This window comes from Pseudomonas sp. Irchel 3A18 (assembly GCF_900187465.1).
Taxonomy (GTDB): domain Bacteria; phylum Pseudomonadota; class Gammaproteobacteria; order Pseudomonadales; family Pseudomonadaceae; genus Aquipseudomonas; species Aquipseudomonas cichorii.
Window position 1 is genome coordinate 18,772 of sequence record NZ_FYDI01000021.1, and the last position, 16,538, is coordinate 35,309.

The 16,538-nt window shown below is 56.6% G+C and carries 17 protein-coding genes and 1 tRNA gene; 10 read left to right on the forward strand and 8 right to left on the reverse strand.

Annotated features, from left to right (window positions below; all coding sequences use genetic code 11):
• Nucleotides 1–20: 20 nt before the first annotated feature.
• The 6 genes from CKW23_RS24530 to CKW23_RS24555 form a co-directional block, all read right to left on the reverse strand.
• Complete coding sequence (locus CKW23_RS24530; RefSeq protein ID WP_025260384.1) at nt 21–1,043, reverse strand: ABC transporter permease; 1,023 nt, start codon at nt 1,041–1,043, stop codon at nt 21–23.
• Nucleotides 1,043–2,107 (reverse strand): microcin C ABC transporter permease YejB, encoded by a 1,065-nt coding sequence (locus CKW23_RS24535; RefSeq protein WP_025260383.1) that lies wholly within the window; start codon nt 2,105–2,107, stop codon nt 1,043–1,045. Before CKW23_RS24535 ends, CKW23_RS24530 begins: the two co-directional genes overlap by 1 nt.
• Nucleotides 2,108–3,976 carry an extracellular solute-binding protein gene (locus CKW23_RS24540; RefSeq protein ID WP_025260382.1) on the reverse strand — a complete coding sequence of 623 codons (1,869 nt, stop codon included), beginning with the start codon at nt 3,974–3,976 and terminating at the stop codon, nt 2,108–2,110.
• A gap of 181 nt (nt 3,977–4,157) precedes the next feature.
• Nucleotides 4,158–4,484: a peptidylprolyl isomerase gene (locus CKW23_RS24545; protein WP_338108982.1), complete on the reverse strand. Its 327-nt coding sequence runs from the start codon at nt 4,482–4,484 to the stop codon at nt 4,158–4,160.
• A 39-nt stretch (nt 4,485–4,523) separates the two neighbouring features.
• Complete coding sequence (locus CKW23_RS24550) at nt 4,524–5,603, reverse strand: 3-deoxy-7-phosphoheptulonate synthase (RefSeq protein ID WP_025260381.1); 1,080 nt, start codon at nt 5,601–5,603, stop codon at nt 4,524–4,526.
• A gap of 701 nt (nt 5,604–6,304) precedes the next feature.
• Nucleotides 6,305–6,538, reverse strand: a complete 234-nt coding sequence (locus tag CKW23_RS24555; RefSeq protein ID WP_074569075.1) for a DNA-binding protein — start codon at nt 6,536–6,538, stop codon at nt 6,305–6,307.
• 82 nt (nt 6,539–6,620) lie between these two features.
• Between CKW23_RS24555 and CKW23_RS24560 the strand changes: the two genes are divergently transcribed.
• The 6 genes from CKW23_RS24560 to CKW23_RS24585 all read left to right on the forward strand — a co-directional run bounded on the left by CKW23_RS24560 (nt 6,621) and on the right by CKW23_RS24585 (nt 10,985).
• The gene (locus CKW23_RS24560; RefSeq protein ID WP_025260380.1) at nt 6,621–6,986 is read left to right on the forward strand and encodes a helix-turn-helix domain-containing protein; all 366 of its coding nucleotides are present in this window, start codon (nt 6,621–6,623) and stop codon (nt 6,984–6,986) included.
• A gap of 268 nt (nt 6,987–7,254) precedes the next feature.
• Nucleotides 7,255–7,899, forward strand: coding sequence for a UvrY/SirA/GacA family response regulator transcription factor (gene uvrY, locus CKW23_RS24565; protein ID WP_025260379.1), 645 nt, complete (start codon nt 7,255–7,257; stop codon nt 7,897–7,899).
• Nucleotides 7,900–7,901: 2 nt separating this feature from the next.
• A complete protein-coding gene (gene uvrC / locus CKW23_RS24570; protein ID WP_095068525.1) occupies nt 7,902–9,725 on the forward strand; it encodes an excinuclease ABC subunit UvrC in 1,824 nt (607 codons plus the stop codon).
• A gap of 32 nt (nt 9,726–9,757) precedes the next feature.
• Complete coding sequence (gene pgsA, locus CKW23_RS24575) at nt 9,758–10,318, forward strand: CDP-diacylglycerol--glycerol-3-phosphate 3-phosphatidyltransferase (RefSeq protein ID WP_095068527.1); 561 nt, start codon at nt 9,758–9,760, stop codon at nt 10,316–10,318.
• A gap of 61 nt (nt 10,319–10,379) precedes the next feature.
• A tRNA-Gly gene (locus tag CKW23_RS24580) sits at nt 10,380–10,455 on the forward strand.
• 158 nt (nt 10,456–10,613) lie between these two features.
• Complete coding sequence (locus tag CKW23_RS24585) at nt 10,614–10,985, forward strand: hypothetical protein (RefSeq protein WP_256590483.1); 372 nt, start codon at nt 10,614–10,616, stop codon at nt 10,983–10,985.
• A 281-nt stretch (nt 10,986–11,266) separates the two neighbouring features.
• Here the strand turns inward: CKW23_RS24585 and CKW23_RS24590 are convergent, their stop codons facing one another.
• The gene (locus CKW23_RS24590; RefSeq protein WP_095068529.1) at nt 11,267–12,538 is read right to left on the reverse strand and encodes a hypothetical protein; all 1,272 of its coding nucleotides are present in this window, start codon (nt 12,536–12,538) and stop codon (nt 11,267–11,269) included.
• Nucleotides 12,539–12,704: 166 nt separating this feature from the next.
• A complete protein-coding gene (locus tag CKW23_RS24595) occupies nt 12,705–13,355 on the reverse strand; it encodes a hypothetical protein (protein WP_256590484.1) in 651 nt (216 codons plus the stop codon).
• A 247-nt stretch (nt 13,356–13,602) separates the two neighbouring features.
• Between CKW23_RS24595 and CKW23_RS27355 the strand changes: the two genes are divergently transcribed.
• From CKW23_RS27355 to CKW23_RS24615, 4 genes are all read left to right on the forward strand, one after another.
• Nucleotides 13,603–13,785 (forward strand): Arm DNA-binding domain-containing protein, encoded by a 183-nt coding sequence (locus CKW23_RS27355; RefSeq protein WP_371856598.1) that lies wholly within the window; start codon nt 13,603–13,605, stop codon nt 13,783–13,785.
• A gap of 119 nt (nt 13,786–13,904) precedes the next feature.
• Entirely contained in the window at nt 13,905–14,888 is a 984-nt protein-coding gene (tauA, locus tag CKW23_RS24605) for a taurine ABC transporter substrate-binding protein (RefSeq protein ID WP_095068531.1), read from the forward strand.
• A 14-nt stretch (nt 14,889–14,902) separates the two neighbouring features.
• Nucleotides 14,903–15,742 (forward strand): taurine dioxygenase, encoded by an 840-nt coding sequence (gene tauD / locus CKW23_RS24610; RefSeq protein WP_095068533.1) that lies wholly within the window; start codon nt 14,903–14,905, stop codon nt 15,740–15,742.
• 519 nt (nt 15,743–16,261) lie between these two features.
• On the forward strand, nt 16,262–16,498 hold the full coding sequence (locus CKW23_RS24615) for a hypothetical protein (protein ID WP_095068535.1): 237 nt from the start codon (nt 16,262–16,264) through the stop codon (nt 16,496–16,498).
• Nucleotides 16,499–16,538: the final 40 nt, after the last annotated feature.

Sequence of the window (16,538 nt, forward strand, 5' to 3'; positions counted from 1 at the left end):
GGGGGGATCAAGATCGCGGATCAAGATCGGGGATCAAACGCATCACGCAAGGCTTCACCAATGAACACCAGCAGCGTCAGGATCAACGCCAGGGCGAAAAAGGCTGTCAGCCCGAGCCACGGCGCTTGCAGGTTCTGCTTGCCCTGAGCGATCAGTTCGCCCAGCGAAGCACTGCCAGCCGGCATGCCGAAGCCCAGGAAGTCGAGTGCCGTCAGGGTCGAGATGGCTCCGGTCAGGATAAACGGCAGGTAGCTCAGGGTTGCGGTCATGGCGTTGGGCAGGATATGCCGCACAATCACCTTGCGATCACCCAGCCCAAGGGCGCGGGCTGCCTTGACGTATTCCAGGTTACGACCGCGCAGGAATTCGGCGCGCACCACATCCACCAGGGTCAGCCAGGAAAACAGCGCCATGATGCCCAGCAGCCACCAGAAACCGGGCTCGACGAAGCCTGACAGGATGATCAGCAGGTACAGCACCGGCAGACCTGACCAGACTTCCAGCAGACGCTGACCGATCAGGTCCACCCAGCCGCCGTAATAACCTTGCAGTGCCCCGGCCGCGATGCCGATCAGTGCGCTGATGGCGGTCAGGATCAAGGCAAACAGGATCGACACCCGCGCCCCGAAGATGACCCGCGCCAGCACATCCCGAGCCTGATCGTCGGTGCCCAGCCAGTTGGTGGGCGAGGGCGGGCTGGGGGCCGGGAGCGCCAGGTCGTAATTGGGCGTGTCGTCACTGAACGGAATCGCTGGAAACACCATCCAGCCATTTCCCTTGGCGATGAGCGTGTGCACGTATTCGCTGCGGTAATCGGGCTGGAAGGGCAGTTCCCCGCCGAATTCCTGCTCGGTATAGCGCTTGAGAACCGGGAAGTAGAGCGAACCCTGATAGCTCACCACCAACGGTTTGTCATTGGCGATCAGTTCGCCGCCCAGTGTCAGTGCAAACAGCGCACAGAACAGCCACAGCGACCACCAGCCCCGACGGTTGGCGCGAAAGCGTTCCAGGCGGCGTTGAGCCAGCGGAGAAAGCCTGCGCATCAGGCATTCCTCGCGCTGAAGTCGATGCGCGGATCGACCAGGGTGTAGCAGATATCACCTGCCAGCTTTATCAGCAGGCCGAACAGGGTAAAGATGAACAGCGAGCCGAACACCACCGGGTAATCCCTTGAAACGGCGGCTTCGTAACTCATGCGCCCCAGGCCATCGAGGGAGAAAATCACCTCGATCAGCAGCGAACCGGCGAAGAACACAGTGATAAATGCCTGGGGAATACCGGACACCACCAGCAGCATTGCGTTGCGAAACACATGGCCGTACAGCACACGCCGCTCGCTCATGCCCTTGGCTCGGGCTGTCGTGACGTACTGGCGGGTGATTTCATTGAGGAAGGCGTTCTTGGTCAGCAGGGTCAAGGAGGCGAATCCGCCGATGACCAGCGCCGATACCGGCAGCACCAGATGCCAGAAGTAATCGGCGATCTTGGCCCATGTCGAGAGCTGGTCGAAATCATCCGAAACCAGGCCGCGCACCGGGAACCAGTGCAGCGAGGTGCCGCCGCAGAACACCACGATCAGCAACATGGCAAACAGAAAGGCCGGAGTGGCGTAGCCGATGATAATGGCGGTGCTGCTCCAGATATCGAACTGGCTGCCGTGCCTGACCGCCTTGCGAATGCCCAGCGGAATCGAGATCAGGTACGTCAGCAGCGTTGCCCAGAGTCCGAGAGAAATGGAAACCGGCATCTTTTGCAGGATCAGATCGGTCACCGTGGTTCCACGAAAGAAACTGTTACCGAAATCCAGGCGTGCGTAGTTTTTCAGCATCAGCCATAACCGCTCGTGCAGCGGTTTGTCGAAGCCGTACTGACGCTCGATCTCCTTGATCAGCTTGGGATCAAGGCCACGGGAAGCTCTTGATTGACCGGTGTTGACCGACTCTGTCGCGCCTGCGCCAACACTGCTGTTACCGATGCCTTGCAGACGGGCGATGGCTTGCTCCACGGGGCCACCGGGAGCGGCCTGCACGATAAAGAAGTTGACCAGCAGAATGCACAACAGCGTGGGAATGATCAGGAGCAGGCGGCGCAAGATATAACCGAGCATTCACTTCATCTCCGAAACAAGGGCTGAAGCGCCGCGTTTTGCTGCAAATTGCTCGTTATTGAGCGGAGTGGGGCTGACTTCCCACCAGGTTTCGATGGCTTCGCTGTTGCTGGCCTGGATTTTCGGGATACCGAAACGATTCCACCAGACAGTGGAGGAGCCCGGCGGGTAATAGTTGGGAATCCAGTAGTAGTTCCATTGCAACACCCGATCCAGGCTATGGGCGTAGTCGGTCATGGTCGCCTTGTCGCCCGCTTTTACAAGGCCTTCGATCAAGGTGTCCACGGCGGGGTCTTGCAACGCCATGTAATTGCTGGAGCCGGGGTCGTTGGCCACCTTCGATCCAAAGCTGTTATAGAGGTCCGCACCCGGTGAAGTCGACACCGAATAACCGGTCACGATCATGTCGTAATCACGGGCCATGACACGGTTCAGATACTGGGCCGCATCGATCCGCCGCACATCGAAGTGGATACCGATCTGCGCCAGATTGCGCTTGTAAGGCAGCAGCAGACGCTCGAAACCCGGTTGACCATTGAGGAAGGTAAAGCTGAGCGGCTCGCCCTGGGCGTTGACCAGTTGATCGCCCTTGGGTTTCCAGCCAGCTTCCTGCAATAGCGCCAGCGCTTGCAGTTGTTTGTCGCGTATAAACCCCGTGCCATCGGTTTTCGGGTTCTTGAAGACCGTCGTGAAGGCTTCGTCGGGAATCGAACCACGCAAGGGCTCGAGAATCTTCAGTTCGGCAGGTGTCGGCAATTGGCTGGCGGCCAGTTCCGAGTTCGAGAAATAACTGTCCTGGCGGATGTACATATTGCGCATCATCTGCCGGTTGGCCCATTCAAAGTCCCAGAGCAGAGACAGCGCCTGACGCACGCGGCGGTCCTGAAACATCGGGCGATTCAGGTTGAAGACGAAGCCTTGCGTACTCTGGACCGCTCCCTTGGCCAGATGCGCCTTTTGCAACAGGCCCTCGCTGAGCGCCGGGCTGTCGTAGCGAATCGAATAACCGGTTGCCGAGTATTCGCGGTTGTAATCGTAGGCGCCGCCCTTGAGCACCTGCCGCGCTACATCGGTATCGCCAAAGTACTCGATACTGAATCGGTCGAAGTTGTACATACCTTTATTGACCGGCAGATCCTTGCCCCACCAGTTCGGGTTACGCTCGAAGGTGATACTACGCCCCGGATCCACATGGCTGATCCTGTAAGGGCCGCTGCCCAGTGGAACCTCGAAGCCTGCGCCACCGGCAAAGTCACGGGTTTTCCACCAATGCTCGGGAAACACAGGCAACGAGGCCAGATCCAGGGGCAGGGTACGGCTGTCATTATTCTTGAAGTCGAAGCGAATCCGGCTTTCGGATTCCACTTCCAGACCCTTAACCGCTTCAAAGCGGGTGCGGTATTGCAGGCTGCCTTGCGTCATCAGCAACTCATAGGTGTATTTCACGTCACTGGCCGTGATCGGCGTGCCGTCGGCAAAGCTTGCGCGTGGGTCAAGATAGAAGCGCAGGGACATACCGTCTTCCAGGCGCTCCATTTTCTGTGCGATGAGCCCGTATACCGTGTAGGGCTCGTCCAGGGATTTGACGGCCAGGGGTGAATACAGCATGCCGCTGATCTGTGTGACCCCTATGCCTTTATCGATATAGGGAATCAGATGGTCGAACTGGCCGATGTCCGTTGCCGAGCGGCGCATGCTGCCGCCTTTGGGCGCCTCGGGATTCACGTAGTCGAAATGCTGGAAGCCGGCAGGATAGCGCGGCGGCTCGCCATAGACGGTCAAGGCATGCTGCGGCGCCGCCAGCACCTGTTGAAAGCCCGTGATCAGCACCAGCAGTGCAGTTAGCAGTGGTAAGAAAACAGAACGCATTACTTGAATCCTGACTGAGGTTCGCAAATGAACATCAGGGTTGAAGGCATGCGCCAAGGTACCGGATCGCAAGGGGCTTTGTAACCGTAATTGTCAATAAAGACGGGAGCTTGTGAAGGGGGCACAAATGAAAACGGCCCATCCGAAGATGAGCCGTTCCATGTGCCTCAGCGAATCAGGATCAGTCCTGACGGCTGGTCACTTCCAGCAGGTGATAACCGAACTGGGTTTTCACTGGGCCTTGCACGGTATTGACTGGCGCGCTGAATACGACGGTATCGAATTCCTTGACCATCTGGCCTGGACCGAACGACCCAAGGTCGCCGCCCTGACGGCTCGACGGGCAGCTGGAGTTGGCCTTGGCGATTTCAGCGAAATCAGCGCCGCCTTCGATCTGAGCCTTGAGTTCGTTGCATTTCTCTTCGCTCGAAACAAGGATGTGGCGGGCAGTGGCTTTAGCCATGGGAAAGTATCTCCTGTGAAAAAAAAAGAAAGAGCCTACCGGAATCAAGGCTGCATTTCCTGATAAAAGTTCATCGAGAAGCGATTACCTGTAGCGCAACCGGTCCACCGCCTGGCGCAGCAACTGCTCGCTGCCTTCCCAGCCCAGGCAGCCATCGGTCACCGAAACCCCATACTGAAGCGTTTCACTCAAGGGCTGGCAGCCATCGAACAGGTGACTTTCCAGCATCATGCCGATCAACGATTTGTCGCCCTGCAAGCGTTGTTCAAGCACGTCATTGAACACCTGTGGCTGCCGTAGCGGGTCTTTACCGCTGTTGGCGTGGCTGCAATCGACCATGATCCTTGACGCAATCCGGTTCTTTTCAAGGCTGGCGCGCACCTGGGCAACGCTCTGGCTGTCGTAGTTGGGGCCGCGATGGCCGCCGCGCAGGACGATATGAGTGTCCGGGTTGCCCTGAGTCTCGATGATCGCCGGATGACCGTGACGATCCATCCCGAAATGGCGATGGGGGTGAGCTGCCGAACGCATCGCGTCACTGGCCACTGCTACGCCGCCATCGGTGCCGTTCTTGAAACCTACCGCCATGGGCAGGCCGCTGGCCATTTCCCGGTGGATCTGGGATTCGGTGGTGCGTGCGCCAATGGCCACCCAACTGAGCAGATCATCGAAGTAGCCTGCTGCCATGGGTTGCAGGATCTCTGTGGCAACCGGCAGGCCCATGAGCAGCATTTCGCGCATCAACTGGCGTGACAGGGTGAGGCCGGCGGCCATGTCGTCACTGCCATCGAGCTGCGGATCGTAGGCAAGGCCTTTCCAGCCTACGGTGGTGCGAGGCTTTTCGACGTAGGCGCGCATCACCAGCAGCATCTGATCGCTGACTTCGGCGGACAGGCTGGCCAGGCGTTCGGCGTATTCAAGGGCTGATTGCGGGTCGTGAAGAGAGCAGGGACCTACGATCACCAGGAGGCGGGAATCTTCCCCGGTCAGTATCGAGCGCACGGCACGGCGGTGGGCTGCGACCTGTTCGTTCAGGGCGGCGGTCAGTGGCAGACGGCTTTTCAGCTCGAGAGTACTGGGCAGGCGCGTTGGAGCGGGCGTGTTGTCGAGCAGAGTGACATTGCTGGACAGGTCGGACGGTTTTACGGCAACGGACGAGTTCATGATCTGGTTTCCTGGGCTGGCGGGCATGTTCCCGCGCAAGACCCTATTGGGGTGTTCGACAATTGGCCTGACTGGCTGTGCGTGTGAGGTTGCCACCTGGCAGTGACCGATCGGAGGCGGCTGGTTGTCCCGAACGGAGGTTGCTAAATCGCCAGGCGAAGTCGATGTCGTTGCGGTAATAGAAAGTGGTGTTCATGTCGTATTCCTCATGTGGATTCAATCGGGCTTTCGAGAGCCCCAAAAAACAAAACCCCCGGTCGGGTAGCCGACCGGGGGTAGAGAATTCTCTGGTTGGCGTCCCCTGAATCTGGGCGCCTTTTGGGTATCAGGCGCGCCAGTGGCTAAACCAATACCCGTAATAAACGTTGACCGGCAGGCAGACACCAACCGAGGCAGCCCGCGCAGCCGCGCCTGCTACCGAGCGTTCAACGCTGGCAGGATGCAAAGGCTGTGATGAGGCGGATGGCAACATGATGTGTCTCCATAGGTTGAGCGCGAGCTTACCGTAGGCGAATGGCCTGATTCAATTGGAAAATTCAATTTAATTGGCGTCCGTGTGCGGGCCTTCATGAACGCTGGCCATTAAAAGAGATCAAGGTTTAAACGGCAGGTTTTTCTATGGACAGGTTCTGTCAGAAAAGTCGACACCGACAGTCGGATTGTTTGTTTATTAATTGCAGATGTTGGACCGGGAGATATTCTCAGCTTTCAGTCTCTTGTGCTGGGTCACTGCTGTGCGAAGGGATGACGCCTATCTTCATACCCAGTAAAACCGCCACTTTATGGGCTTCTCCGCGACGGCCTTTCTTGCGGCCAGCCAATACTTGGTAAGTAGTTGCCGGGTCAATGTCGTTTTCCCGAGCAAATTCTTGAACCGATTTTCCCTGTTGTTCGAGCCAAGCCTTGGCTTGTGCAGCAGTACGTATTCCGGGCATAGTTCAAAACCGTTCAAATAAGTTTAATTCTGTCTGGATTCTACCATTCGTAAGGATGGGGTCAACAAGGTTATGCATTCAAATGAGTGGAATCGGTTATCGATTGAGAAAAGAAAGGGAGCGTCTTGGGCTCTCTCAACGCGCCTTTGGTGAAATCGGTGGCGTGGAGGCTAATGCTCAGGGGAAATACGAGAGTGGCGATCGTGCGCCAAAGGCTGACTATCTAGCCGCGGTAGCGGCCAAGGGTGTCGATGTCCTTTACGTGTTGACCGGGATGCCTACGCCTGTTCCCATCGATAATCTCAGTAGCGCCGAAGAAAAAGTATTGGGAAGTTACAGAACCTTACTCAAGGAGGATCAGGATGCAATAAGCCGATTGACCATCACTCTGGCCGAACTGTCGGCGTCCTACACCATTCACAACAAGTCGTTGCCTGATGATCATTGATGGCAGATCTGCCAATCAAGCGCTTTTGCGAAAAAACACTGGCGTCTTAAGAGGTTAGTGATAGTTTGTTGGCAACGCTTTCCACGTATCCGTGTGATGCGGATCTTGTCCTGTGCTGCCGTTTCTGCACGATTTCCCCCACTTTCTGGTCTGCAGGGATTAGTGCGGTAATCGGCTTTGTACTGAAACGGCAACAGGCGCTAGGTCTGACTCATGGTTTTTGTTATGGTGGCTGGCATTCGTTATGACTGTTGCGTGAGGTGTCTGCTTGATTAGGGTGCTAGTTGTCGATGACCATGATCTTGTCCGCACAGGCATCACCCGCATGCTTGCCGACATAGATGGCTTGCAGGTTGTCGGTCAGGCTGACTCTGGCGAGGAGTCCCTGAAGAAAGCCCGGGAACTCAAGCCTGACGTCGTGCTGATGGATGTCAAGATGCCTGGCATCGGAGGTCTTGAAGCGACTCGCAAGTTGCTGCGCAGCCATCCCGAGATCAAGGTCGTTGCCGTTACGGTGTGCGAGGAAGACCCTTTCCCGACGCGCCTGCTTCAGGCTGGCGCAGCTGGCTACATGACCAAAGGGGCAGGGCTTGCGGAAATGGTGCAGGCCATTCGCCTTGTATTTGCCGGTCAGCGCTACATAAGCCCGCAGATTGCTCAGCAACTGGCATTGAAGTCTTTTCAGCCACAGGTCAACAATTCTCCGTTCGATCTGCTTTCCGAGCGCGAAATCCAGATTGCCCTGATGATTGTCGGCTGCCAGAAGGTTCAGACCATTTCCGACAAGCTATGCTTGTCACCCAAGACCGTTAATACCTACCGTTACCGGATTTTCGAGAAGCTTTCGATCAGCAGCGATGTCGAGCTTGCATTACTGGCTGTACGTCACGGCATGGTTGATGCCAGCGCCTGAACATGACCCAATCGTTTGATCCAAGTGCGTTTCTTGCAACATGCAGTGGCCGTCCTGGCGTCTATCGCATGTTCGATACTCATGCCCAGCTTCTTTATGTCGGCAAGGCCAAGAACCTCAAGAAACGCCTGGCCAGCTATTTTCGCAAGACCGGCCTTGCACCCAAGACCAGCGCGCTGGTTGCCCGCATCGCCCAGATCGAAACCACCATCACGGCCAACGAAACCGAAGCGCTGTTGCTGGAGCAGACCCTCATCAAGGAGTGGCGGCCTCCTTACAACATCCTGCTGCGCGACGATAAATCCTATCCCTATGTCTTTTTGTCCGACGGTGCGTTTCCGCGCCTGAGCATTCATCGCGGTGCCAAGAAGGCCAAGGGGCGATACTTCGGCCCTTATCCAAGCCCTGGTGCGATTCGTGAAAGCCTGAGCCTGCTGCAAAAGACGTTTCTGGTTCGCCAGTGCGAAGACAGCTACTTCAAGAACCGCAACCGGCCTTGCCTGCAATATCAGATCAAACGCTGCAAAGGGCCATGTGTCGGGCTTGTGGAGCCACAGGTCTACGCTGAGGACGTGCGCCATTCGGTGATGTTTCTTGAGGGGCGCAGCAACGCCCTGACCGATGAACTGAACGAGTCGATGGAAAAGGCCGCCATGGCCCTAGATTTCGAGCGGGCTGCCGAGCTGCGTGATCAGGTGGCCTTGCTGCGCCGGGTTCAGGATCAGCAAAGCATGGAAGGTGGAACCGGCGACGTGGATGTGGTGGCTGCGTTCGTCAACCCCGGTGGTGCCTGCGTGCACTTGATCAGTGTGCGCGGTGGGCGCGTGCTGGGCAGCAAGAACTTTTTCCCGCAGGTGGGTATAGAAGAAGAGGTCGGGGAGGTCATGTCGGCCTTCCTGGCACAGTACTTTCTCGGCGGCGTCGACCGTGAACTGCCCAGTGAGGTCATCGTCAATGTGGTCCACGAAGACTTCCCGACGTTGATCGATGCTATCGAAGAGTCCCGTGGTCGCGAGATGACCATCAGCCACAGGGTTCGTGGCACTCGTGCGCGCTGGCAACAACTGGCGGTGACCAATGCCGAGCAGGCGCTGAGCGCACGTCTGGCCAATCGTCAGCATGTGGCTTCGCGATTCGAGGCGTTGGCCAAGGTCCTCAAACTCGATGAGCCGCCTCAGCGGCTGGAGTGCTACGACATCAGCCATTCCAGCGGCGAAGCGACCGTGGCGTCCTGCGTGGTCTTTGGCCCTGAAGGCCCGATCAAGTCCGATTACCGGCGCTACAACATCGAAGGCGTCACGGGGGGCGATGACTATGCCGCCATGCATCAGGCTCTGACCCGGCGATTCAGCAAGATCAAGGACGGCGAGGGCAAGCTGCCCGATATCCTGCTGGTGGACGGCGGCAAGGGGCAATTGTCCATGGCTCGTGATGTGCTGAACGAGTTGGCAGTCCCTGACCTGATTCTGCTCGGTGTGGCCAAGGGCACGACCCGCAAGGCCGGTTTCGAGACCTTGTACCTCAATGATGCCGCCCATGAGTTCACCTTGCCGGGCGACTCGCCAGCCTTGCACCTTATCCAGCAGATCCGCGACGAGGCTCACCGTTTCGCCATTACCGGCCATCGTGCCCGCCGCGGCAAGGCCCGCCGAACCTCGACCCTTGAAGGTGTGGCAGGCGTGGGGCCGACGCGGCGTCGCGATCTGCTCAAACACTTCGGTGGATTGCAGGAATTGGCCCGTGCGAGCATCGATGAAATAGCAAAAGCACCCGGAATTAGCAAAAAGCTGGCAGAGTCGATTTATGCAAACCTGCACAGCGAGTAGAATGCCCGCTCACCTCGTAGCCAGTTGTGCCGATGAATATCCCTAATCTGATTACCGTTCTGCGCGTTTTACTGATCCCGATCTTCATTCTGCTGTTCTATTTGCCCTATCACTGGAGCTACATGGCGGCCAGTAGCGTGTTCGCATTTGCCGCAGCGACTGACTGGCTCGACGGCTATCTGGCGCGTCGTCTCGAACAAAGCACGCCATTTGGTGCCTTTCTCGATCCGGTGGCAGACAAGCTGATGGTGGCGGTTGCGCTGGTGCTGCTGGTGCAGACCCACGCTAACCTGTGGCTGACCCTGCCGGCTGCCGTGATTATCGGTCGCGAGATCGTGATCTCGGCATTGCGTGAATGGATGGCCGAAATCGGCGCACGTGCTCAGGTGGCCGTGTCCAACATGGGCAAATGGAAAACCGCCGCCCAGATGCTGGCGCTGGTTATCCTCCTGGCCAACCCTCCGGCTTTCGCTTTCTGGGTCATCGTCGGTTATGCATTGCTGCTTGTCGCGGCAGGGCTGACTTTGTGGTCTATGGTGCAGTACCTGAGAGCCGCCTGGCCTCACCTGAAAGCTACCGCAGAAAAGAAATAACTTTTTTGAATCAAGGGCTTGACGAATAAACACCAGCGTATAGAATGGCGGCCATCACCAAGCGGGAATAGCTCAGTTGGTAGAGCACGACCTTGCCAAGGTCGGGGTCGCGAGTTCGAGTCTCGTTTCCCGCTCCAAGATTCAGAAAAAAGCCACTCAGATGAGTGGCTTTTTTTTGCCTGAGAAATGTCTGTACTCATGTTGACAAGCTACTTTCGACTAGGAGCGGACTGTAGACAGGTCGCCGTTGCGCACCATACGCTGGCAAGCATGAATTCAAATTAATGAAGAGATCATGATGCTGGCCATTGCCATTGATCGAGACAGCGTCCACGCAGGAGACGATTTGAGCAGCCACACCAGCTCAATCAAGCTCGATCCGACTGCAACGCTACGTGCCTTGTTCAAAGCCATACAAACCATGCACTACCTGCCTGGTATAAGCGGGGGCGAGGCTACCTGGATTATTTGCACATCAGGCAAGCAGATTGGCGTTTTCGCACAGCAGTGGCCCACCCCCAAACTCGTCGTACCGATTGAGAGCCTGGTCAAACAGGTTTTTGGCGACTCCGAACCTCGCCTTTTCTTCAAATACTGGTGCCAGACAGATCCTCACGTTGTTTTCTCGCGCATCGAGGCAGGAGAAATATTGTCATCTCGATATTAGGGAAGTTATCTGGAGATCTCGCTGGATGTCCGCGTCGGGACGAACGCAGCCGGTCGCGACTGACCGCTATCGACCCAGAGTGTGTAAAAACGCCTCGTCAAAATTGAAGTACGTGCGTCTACGTTAAATCTGGAATTTATCGGCACGCCAGCAGATGTAGATCTCGCGCAGATGCGCGATTTTCAGTCCGGTTCTGAGTACCTGTCGCGCTCGAAAACGGTTTTACACAGCCTCGGTCGAAAGCTGTCTTGGCCGCTATGCCGCTATGCGTCGTCTTCGCATCAAGACCGTTTGTGATTGATCAGCGAGAATACCGCGGCCTGCCAATCCTTGTTGTGCTGTTTGTAGTAGTCCAGTAGCGGCGAGAGGTGCGAGTTGAAGACCTTGTGAAGGCTAACCTCGCGTAGTTGTTCCGCTGGGGGGCGGTGCAGCCAGAATCCGCATGGGAAGGTGAAACGGAAATCCCAGGCGTGCTCGGGATCTGTGAGGCTTAAGCCATCTAGCTTGTAGGCCCGGCTGAATCGCAAGGTATTGACGATGCCCGAGTGAAGGAAGCCTGTCAGGCAGACCACCACGGCATCGATATTGGTCATTAGCGACAGATTGGGGATGACCGAGTTGGGTAGCTGGGGGCTGTTACCCGCAGCCCTGGAAGCTCTGATGAGGCCATAGGGCCCGTGCAGACTTTCCATGACATCAGCGTATTCATCCGGATCGTTGCAGCAAAGTAATACGACGTTCATGTCATTGTCACGGCGCAGCAACTGGCAATTCGCGTCTCCAAGAAAACGACCGATGGTAGGGGCAAGGGTAGCTTTCATTTCGATACCGACGTCGTAGAGCTGCTGTTTGATTGGCTCTGGCAAGAAGTATTTCGCGCCTCCTTTGTCGTCTGTAGAAAAGGCCTTGGAGAACGCTTTCACTTCGACATTGAAGCGAATGCCCTCGGCTTGGAACGTGAAGTCGAAGTTCTTATCTGGACCGGTGCTCGAACAGCCCGGATTCGGAACATGGTTTGCGAACCCCTCTGGATGGATTGTTCTGAAATACTCCGCTGCTCCCAGTTCCGAGATTTGCGCGAGGAACTCCTCGATATTGTCCGTGCGAAGCAGGCCTGCTAGGCCATCAGCTATTTCCTGAGATGTCTTGTTTGGGTGCTTTTGATATTCGATAGCTGTGGCCAGGAGTGCACAGTACTGATTGAGGATCTCACCTTGAACGGCATCCAGGCGTTCTTGCAGAGCAAGGCGAATGACCCAGGCGGCTGCGTCACGACTCCCCGGCGTAGGGTCGACGGCCGGATCGTAGGGGATGAAGTTTTCCTTGTTGAGCTGCCACACCAGATCGGAGACCGGTTGCCTATCGCGCTTGCGATTGGCTGCCGCGTCGCGGAGAAGGGCACCGAAGCGCTGGGGGGAGATATCGGGATAGTGCGTGGCACACCATCGGAGCGCTTCGCTAAGGGAAAATGACTGGATTCCAGATGCTTTCCAATAACTCAGCATTTCCTTGAGGTGATTTTCTGTAGGCGCAACAGCAGATTTATTATCCATCGTGTCTCCTCCTTGAGTAACACACGCATTGTGTCAGCAGGAGTAATAGTTCAAACCAGTGGGCGCGAGCTTTCCTGGAGAGCGAAAGGAGCGCAAAAGGTCCCGCGGGACTCGTCCTTGTCTCTGACGCAACCGCCATGCATTGGAACCAGTAATAGGCGGGGGACTATTTAAGATATTCCATGCGTCGTTTGGCCTTGTAACAGTCATTGGTATCGATAGCCTTCTGGTAATACTCCAAGCGACGCGCACGATTGCTGTCGCCCTGTAGGCGGTAGATTTCAGCTTGATAATCACGACCGTTGCCCCATTGCATGGCGAAACCCACAGGTTCCTCAGGCTTGCATTCAAGCCTGACAACTGGCTGTGGAAAATACTTTTCGTAGAGTGGCATGCTGGTTTCTATGGCCTGCAATGTTTTTTGGTACTCGGGCGTATCGGTAAACGCCAAGCACCAGGAGGCAATTTCAAGAGCGGGTGGAGCAAAGCCCTGGGCGAGGCTTCGTTTGAACAAGGGGCAAGCTTTCTCTTTGATCACTTCGCTCGGAGACAGCATCACGTAAATCAATCCGAGACGATATTGGGCTACGGGATGATCAAGGGCTGCTGCTTGTTCAAGCAAAGTAAAGGCCGGTTTGAGTAGCACACCTCCTTCTTCGGCTAGGGTTAGGGAGCGCTGTCTCTCCTCTTCGCTTGTTGTTGGGGTATCAGCTGTCACTGCTTCGAGCTTGGCATTCGCTTGTAATAGGTATGGAACAGCTTCTTGGTAAAGGCTCTCGGCACGAGGATCTATATGCAGTGTGCTGGCCAGGCTCAACTGCGACAGCAGACAAGTTAGTAGGGTGTAGCTCCAACGATGTAGGTGCACAGATTGGCCTTCTTGCATCAGCTAGTGGGGGACGGTCTAGACAAACTGCCTGGCGGTTTTTTGGCCGGCCGCCGGCTAGTATCGGCCGGTTCGGTTTAAAAATTAGCTCCGCTGTCTGACCGACAGTTCAACTTGAAAGCACTGCCAGCCAAGGTTTTTTAGTGCATTAATCCGGCGCTTGGTAGATGACTTTTTCGTGAATTCCAAAGGCGCCAGGTGCTGGGACTTCCGCTTTTCCTGGGCTGATAAGCAACCCCGTATTTTTCTCTGTACCTATCCTGAAATCAGCTTGCGAGAGGCTCGTGCTCTGCGTGATGTTGCGAGGGCGTTGCTCACCCGTGCAAACACAGCAAGGCTATTGCTGACCGCTCTAAGCTAAGCGTTAAATGTTATTGGTTTTATATTTTTTATAGCCATAAATTATTTCTCCTCTAGTGCTGTGGCAGCGCTCAGGCGCCTGGCATAAACCGCAGCAGTGCCATTTGCGAGGAATAGACCCTGAAACGCACCATCAAAGCTCTGCTGCTAGCTGTCGCTGCAGCAACCGCCGTCCAGGCGCATTGCGCCGATATCGTAATCGGCTACCAGACCGGTGTGGACCCGTCCAAGGTCGCCCAGGCCGACGGTGCCTACGAAAAAGCCATTGGCCAGAAGCTCGACTGGCGTCGTTTCAACGCAGGCCCGGAAGTGGTAACCGCACTGGCCTCCGGTGATGTGCAGATCGGCAATCTGGGTTCAAGCCCACTGGCAGCGGCCACCTCGCGCAAACTGCCACTGGTGACCTTCCTGGTAGCGGCGCAGATCAACTCCGCCGAGGCGCTGGTGGTGCGCAACAGCAGCGGCATCGAAAAACCCGAGCAACTGATCGGCAAGACCATTGCCACGCCGTTCGTATCCACCTCCCATTACAGCCTGCTCGGTGCCCTGAAGCACTGGAAGATCGACCCCACCAAGTTGAAGATCGTCAACCTCAGTCCGGCCGAAATCAATGCCGCCTGGAAGCGCGGCGATATCGACGGTGCCTTTGTCTGGTCGCCGGCTCTGGGTGAGATCAAGCGTGACGGCAAGGTTCTGACCGACGCTGCCGAGGTGGGCAAGTGGGGCGCGCCGACTTTTGAAGTCTGGGTCGCCCGCAAGGATTTCGCTGAAAAGCACCCTGAAGTGCTGGCCAGGTTCGCGGGTGTGACCCTGAGCGCCTTCGCCGACTATCAGGCCAATGCCGCCAAGTGGACCGCTGACTCAGAACAAGCCAGAAAGATCGCCAGGCTGGTCGGTGCCAACGCTGCCGACGTACCCGAACTGTTGGCCGGTTCCGTGTACCCGAACGCCCGGCAACAGCTCAGCGCTGACCTGCTCGGTGGTGGCACTGCCAAGGATATCGCCGCTACCGCGGAATTCCTCAAGGAGCAGAAGCGCATTCCCGCCGTGTTGCCGGACTACTCGGAGTACGTGAGCACCGAGTACGTACGCCAGGCTCAGTGATAAAGAGTACACCTATGACCATCGTATTTGAACGCATCGGCCAAGCGCTTGGCGCGCGTGTGAGCGGTGTCGACCTGAGTCGCCCGCTGAGTGCAGAAAGTTATACCACTTTGCGCCAGGGGCTGATGGAGCATCAGGTGCTGTTTATGCGTGATCAGTTGCTGACGCCGCGCCAGCAGCGGGACGCGGCAGCTCTGTTCGGCGATCTGCATATACACCCCATCTATCCGAAGATCGAAGACCAGCCGGAAATCCTCTTGCTGGATACCGACCTCAACGACCTGCGCGACAACGCTCTGTGGCATTCAGACGTGTCCTTCATCCAGTCGCCGCCGATGGGTTCGCTGCTCAGCGCACGGCATGTTCCTCCCCACGGTGGAGATACCCTGTGGGCGAGTTGCTCGGCTGCTTACGAGGGATTGTCCGCCAGGATTCAGCATTTGCTCGATGACCTGACCGCCGTGCATGACCTGACCCTTTCGTTTCCCCTGGAGCGCTTCGGTAATACGCCTGATGCATTGGAAAAATGGAACGCCGCTCGCGCTGCCAACCCGCCCGTGACCCATCCCGTAGTGCGCGTGCACCCGGAAACAGGTCGCAAAGGGCTGTTCGTCAGCGAATCCTTCACCACCCGGATTATCGAGCTGGAACCCGACGAAAGCGATGCACTGCTGAAGATGCTGTTCAAGCAGATCGCCAAGCCGGAATTCAGCGTTCGCTGGCAATGGCGCCAGGGCGACCTGGCCTTCTGGGACAACCGCCTGACGCAACACTACGCCTGCGACGACTACCGACCGCAAAGGCGCATCATGCACCGCGCGACGATTCTCGGGGATCGACCGTTCGGGCCCTGATGATTTGGTTGGACGCGACCGTTTGTGCGTTTTTCTGGTTCCGTGAAAGCGTCAGTCGGGAGCAGCCCCTGGCTTTGGTATGTTGTACACCCGTACTTCTTGAGCGGGGGCTATCGAGCATGGTTCTGCTGATCTTGATTTTATAGCCTTCGCGATTCAGCTGTTTCACCTCGAAGGCTGTCCATTGGCAAGGCTACGTGTGCCTCGAACTTGCCCGCTTTGCGGATAGCGTTCCGGGACATCGGATCTCAACAGGGAGATGAGGCTGGTGATGTCCTCGGTAGCCACCTGATCGCTGATATAACGTTGCAGCAGGTTATAGATATGCCGCAGAACGCCAATTCCCAGGCATTGATGAGTAAGCTGTGCGGTATGAGAGGGTGACGGGTGAGCTTCATCTGCTCTGCATCAAACGTCTGACACTGTTAACGATGCCTTAATCGGGCTCCCTCAAAGTGCAGCTACTTGAAGCAGACGCCCTTGGCGCTGCAAGCCTGCCACCCCTGAGAGAAATACCCGATGACTATCACAAAATGTATCCTGGCCTCGTTTTTTGGTCTTTGCTGTGCCACTGCCTTTGCCCAGGATGGTGCCGACATGATTCAAAAGCGCCAGGAGGCGTTTGCCCTTGAGCGGCAGCAGGCGCGTGAGAATCTGGCCAAGGCTCAGGAAAAGACCGAAAAGAATCAGGCTGCTGCCAGTGCATCCAAGCCCAATACCCAACCTCAGGAGACTGATGAAAAGCCTGCCAGTTAAACTATAAGCATTTTGCTATCCTCCGATCCCGAAATGTCGC

Excerpts from the sequence above, each read along its gene's own strand:
- CKW23_RS24530 (WP_025260384.1), bottom strand. The coding sequence starts at position 1,043 with ATGCGCAGGCTTTCTCCGCTGGCTCAACGCCGCCTGGAACGCTTTCGC.
- CKW23_RS24535 (WP_025260383.1), bottom strand. The coding sequence starts at position 2,107 with ATGCTCGGTTATATCTTGCGCCGCCTGCTCCTGATCATTCCCACGCTG.
- CKW23_RS24540 (WP_025260382.1), bottom strand. The coding sequence starts at position 3,976 with ATGCGTTCTGTTTTCTTACCACTGCTAACTGCACTGCTGGTGCTGATC.
- CKW23_RS24550 (WP_025260381.1), bottom strand. The coding sequence starts at position 5,603 with ATGAACTCGTCCGTTGCCGTAAAACCGTCCGACCTGTCCAGCAATGTC.
- CKW23_RS24555 (WP_074569075.1), bottom strand. The coding sequence starts at position 6,538 with ATGCCCGGAATACGTACTGCTGCACAAGCCAAGGCTTGGCTCGAACAA.
- CKW23_RS24560 (WP_025260380.1), top strand. The coding sequence starts at position 6,621 with ATGAGTGGAATCGGTTATCGATTGAGAAAAGAAAGGGAGCGTCTTGGG.
- uvrC (WP_095068525.1), top strand. The coding sequence starts at position 7,902 with ATGACCCAATCGTTTGATCCAAGTGCGTTTCTTGCAACATGCAGTGGC.
- pgsA (WP_095068527.1), top strand. The coding sequence starts at position 9,758 with ATGAATATCCCTAATCTGATTACCGTTCTGCGCGTTTTACTGATCCCG.
- CKW23_RS24585 (WP_256590483.1), top strand. The coding sequence starts at position 10,614 with ATGATGCTGGCCATTGCCATTGATCGAGACAGCGTCCACGCAGGAGAC.
- CKW23_RS24590 (WP_095068529.1), bottom strand. The coding sequence starts at position 12,538 with ATGGATAATAAATCTGCTGTTGCGCCTACAGAAAATCACCTCAAGGAA.
- tauD (WP_095068533.1), top strand. The coding sequence starts at position 14,903 with ATGACCATCGTATTTGAACGCATCGGCCAAGCGCTTGGCGCGCGTGTG.
- CKW23_RS24615 (WP_095068535.1), top strand. The coding sequence starts at position 16,262 with ATGACTATCACAAAATGTATCCTGGCCTCGTTTTTTGGTCTTTGCTGT.